Here is a 3923-nt window from a genome sequence, read left to right as displayed (position 1 = left end):
GTCCGGACCGGAGACGGTCGTGAACACCGATGTGTTGCGGCCCGAAGGGGGTGTGCAGGTGCAGGTTCCAGCGGCGCGGATCGTCTTCCCCGAAGCCGATCGCGCGGAGATCGCGTCCTTGACGTCGGAGATCCTGGCTAGCGGAGCGCTGACGCTCGGCGCGCATACGAAGGAGTTCGAAGCCGCGTTCGCCGCGGCTCACGGTGCCCCTTTTGCCGTCGCGGTCAGCAGCGGCACCGCTGCTCTTGAGATCATCCTCCGTACCGTCGAGGTGGCGGATGCGGATGTCGTCGTGCCGACGAACACGTTTGCGGCGACCGGTTTCGCGGTTCTGCGGGCCGGCGCGAATCTGATCTTTGCGGATGTGGATGCCGAGACGTTTGCCCTGAGCGCTGCGACAGTGGCCGCCGCGCTCACGCCTCGCACGCGTGCGGTGGTCCTGGTCCACATCGGGGGGTTGATCACTCCCGAGGTCGACGACATCCGGGCGCTGTGCGACGAGCGCGGCATCCTCCTGGTGGAGGACGCCGCCCATGCGCATGGTTCGAGCCATGAAGGCCGCTACGCGGGTTCGTTCGGTGTGGCCGGGGCGTTCTCGTTCTATCCCACGAAGGTCATCACCAGTGGTGAGGGCGGGATGATCCTCACCGCCGACGAGCGGGTGCGGGACGAGGCGGTGATATTCCGGGATCAGGGGAAGGCCGGATTCCTCGGCAACGTCCACATCAAGCAGGGTTACGCCTGGCGGATGAGTGAACTGCATGCCGTCACCGGCTTGGTGCATCTCCGCCGGTTGCCCGAGTTTCTTGACAGTCGTAACGCCGCCGCCGCCGCTTATACGGCGGGACTCGGTCAGATCGAGGCACTCGAGCCGATTCTGGTACCAGCGGGCGGCCGCAGCAACTACTACAAGTACCTCGCGCTCCTGCGGCCGGGCATCGACCGGGTGCGGCTGAAGAAGGAGCTGAAAGAGCGTCACGGCGTGTCGCTGTCGGGTGAGGTGTACGAGGCGCCTCTGCACGAGCAACCGGCGTTCGAGTCCTATGCTCGGGGTAATCACCCGGTCGCGCAGGACGTGTGCGCCCGGCACGTATGCCTTCCTGTCCATTCGGATATGACCGCAGCGGAGGTGGATCATGTGCTGGTGTCACTGGCGTCCGCCGTCGAGGCCCTCACGGTCGCGATCTGACCGGGGGATCCGATCCCACCATCTCTGACTACATGATCCGACCCCAAACCTGACGATCTTGGACGGATGACCTATGCGTATAACCGTCACTGGAGGTTCCGGTTTCATCGGAGCCCACCTGGTGGACCGGCTCCTGGACGCCGGCCATGACGTGATCTCGGTAGATCTGCATGCGCACGTGGCGGACCCGCGCGCCGATCACCGGATCGTCGACGTCCTGGACCTCCCCTCGGTTACCTCAGTGTTTGCTGACTGTGACATGGTTTTCCACCTCGCGGGCATGTCCAACGTTGATCATGCCTTTGCCGATCCGATCCGGACGGTGCGGCTCAACGTCGAGGGCACGGCCAACGTGTGCGAGGCCGCACGCATCACCGGAGTGCGCCGGGTTCTGTTCGCGAGCACAGTCTGGGTGTATGGGGCGAGCGGCGGTGATCTGGATGATCCACAAGCGCTGACCGAAGACGCGGAGTTGGCGATGAACCGCGCCGGCCACGTCTACACCTCGACCAAGATCGCAGCGGAGCTGCTACTGCACAGTTACCAGCAGACCTACGGCGTGGACTTCACGATCCTGCGGTACGGCATCCCGTACGGTCCCGGCATGCGCGATGAGCTGGTCCTGGCCCGCTTCCTGCGTAAGGCGATCGACGGGGAGCCCCTCACCGTCGCCGGCGACGGGCAGCAGTTCCGTAACTACGTCTTCGTCCGTGACCTCGCGAATGCGCACGTGCTTGCCATGGACGACGCGGCGCGCAATGAGACGATCGCCCTTGAGGGTGACGAGCGCGTCAGCGTGCTGGCCATGGCGCAGGCGGTCCGGGACCACTTCCCGGGCGTCGAGATCGAACACATCCCGGCCCGTCCGGGTGACTTCCGGGGTCGGTCCGTATCGAACGCAAAGGCCCAGGCGCTGCTGGGCTGGCGGCCGACCACCCGCTTCGCCGACGGCGTCAGACAGTACGTCGAGTGGTACCTGGCGGACCGGCAGGCCAGCAGCGAGCAGCCGGTGTCGGTGCCCGCCCGGCGGGCCGACGGGGTTGGCGTCCCAGCCTCCGCCGAGTAGAGCATGGTGGGCGATCACGCGGACGAGGTGACGGAGTCCCCGGCGAACCGGGGAGGGCAGCCTGACCGGCGGGCGCTGTTGCTGTCGGGTTCGCTCGGGATGGGCCATGACGTCATGGCCCAGGCATGCGCGCACTCGTTGGCCCTGCGCGGGTTCTCCACCCGCACATTGGACTCCCTGCGCATGATGGGCGGCCGGGCCGGGTCGGCGGGTGAGGGCGTCTTTCGCGGGATGCTGGCCGTCCCCGGGCTGTATGACGCTGTGCACTTCTCGCAGATGCGTCCCGGTGGCGGACTGTCAAAGGCGATCGAGGCGGCATCGTCGCGTTTTCTCGTACCCAAGCTCCGCACGGAACTGCGCTACCAGTCAGTGGAGTTGTTGTTGTCAATCTTCGCCACCGGGGCTGCCGCAGCCAGCAGGGTCAAGTCCGAACATTCCCGGATGGTGACCGCGGTCTTCTGCACGGATGTCTGCGTCCACCGGCTGTGGGTACATGAGAACACCGACCTGTACCTGGTCACATCTACCACGGCCGCACGGTTCGTCCGGCGCTTCCATCCGGACGCGAGGATCGCTGTGGTGCCCACGCCGGTCCGTCAGCCGTTCTACGATCCACCGACGCAGGAGGCGGCCCGCGAGGCCTTCGAGATCCCCGCCGATGCACGGTGTGTGCTGTTGATGTCGGGTTCCTGGGGTCTCGGGCCGGTGGTCGAGGGCGCTCGGGCCCTTGCCGAGGCCGGCGTCTGGGTACTCGTGGTCGCTGGACGCAACGTCTCGCTCGCTGGCCGCCTGCGAGAGCTCGCGAACACGCACCCGCAGGTCGTCCCGTTCGGTTTTACCGACCGAATTCCCGCATTGATGGCAGCGAGTGATCTTGTTGTCACATCGTCGGGTGACACCTGTAGCGAGGCGCGGGTCATCGGTCGTGATCTGATGCTGTTGGATGTCGTGCCTGGCCACGGCCGGGACAACCTGCAGCTTGAGCTCGACCGGGGCCGGGCGGACGTCACCTCCGCCGATGCGGCATCCTTGCGCCGTTCAGTGCTGGCGGCCCTCGACCGCACCAAGCCACCGTCGGTGCGCGTGGTCGGGACGCCGGAGGCGTGGGAGCAGGCATTCGGCGGCGCGCTCAGCCAGGTTGAGTTGGCCAATGGCTGGTGACGGCCTGATTCCGTACAGCACGAACCCGAACCCGAACCCGAACCGGATCATGGAAGACGTGTGAGCGACGCGCTTGTCATCGGCGTCCCGGTTGCCGTTGTGTCGGCAGCGCTGTACGGGACGGCCCCGCTCATCCAGGCCGTTGCGGCGCGCCAGGCCCCACCCGGTGGCGGGCTGGGGCTTGGCCTGCTGCTACGTCTCGTATTGCGACCGCTGTGGTTGCTCGGACTCGCCGTCGAAGCGGGGTCGTTCCTGCTGGAGGTACTGGCGCTTTCGGTGGCACCGGTCGCCCTTGTCGCTCCGCTCATGGCGGGCGACATGGTGGTGTTCTCGCTGCTGGCCCAGCGGTTCCTGGGAGAGCGGATCAGTCGGGTCGGCTGGCGCGGCATGGCATGCATGGTCGCGGGAATCGGTCTGCTGGCCGTTGCCTTCAGCCGTGGGGCACAGGTCGGCACCCCGGCGAGCGATCAGGATCTGGGTTTGTTCCTGGCTTTCGGACTGGGGTTC

Annotated in this window: 3 protein-coding genes and 1 pseudogene; all 4 read left to right on the top strand. The window is 66.6% G+C overall.

Annotation, left to right across the window (positions count from 1 at the left end):
- Positions 1-58 precede the first annotated feature (58 nt).
- Positions 59-1189 (top strand): DegT/DnrJ/EryC1/StrS aminotransferase family protein, encoded by a 1131-nt coding sequence (locus U9977_RS15800; protein ID WP_322750041.1) that lies wholly within the window; start codon positions 59-61, stop codon positions 1187-1189.
- 73 nt (positions 1190-1262) lie between these two features.
- Entirely contained in the window at positions 1263-2255 is a 993-nt protein-coding gene (locus U9977_RS15795; protein WP_322750027.1) for an NAD-dependent epimerase/dehydratase family protein, read from the top strand.
- Positions 2256-2258: 3 nt separating this feature from the next.
- On the top strand, positions 2259-3416 hold the full coding sequence (locus U9977_RS15790; RefSeq protein WP_322750026.1) for an MGDG synthase family glycosyltransferase: 1158 nt from the start codon (positions 2259-2261) through the stop codon (positions 3414-3416).
- Positions 3417-3476: 60 nt separating this feature from the next.
- Positions 3477-3923, top strand: a pseudogene (locus U9977_RS15785) (hypothetical protein); the annotation flags it as partial.

It is taken from the genome of Protofrankia sp. Cas8 (assembly GCF_963555845.1).
Classification (GTDB): domain Bacteria; phylum Actinomycetota; class Actinomycetes; order Frankiales; family Frankiaceae; genus Protofrankia.
This window is presented reverse-complemented; position numbering and strand designations above follow the sequence as displayed.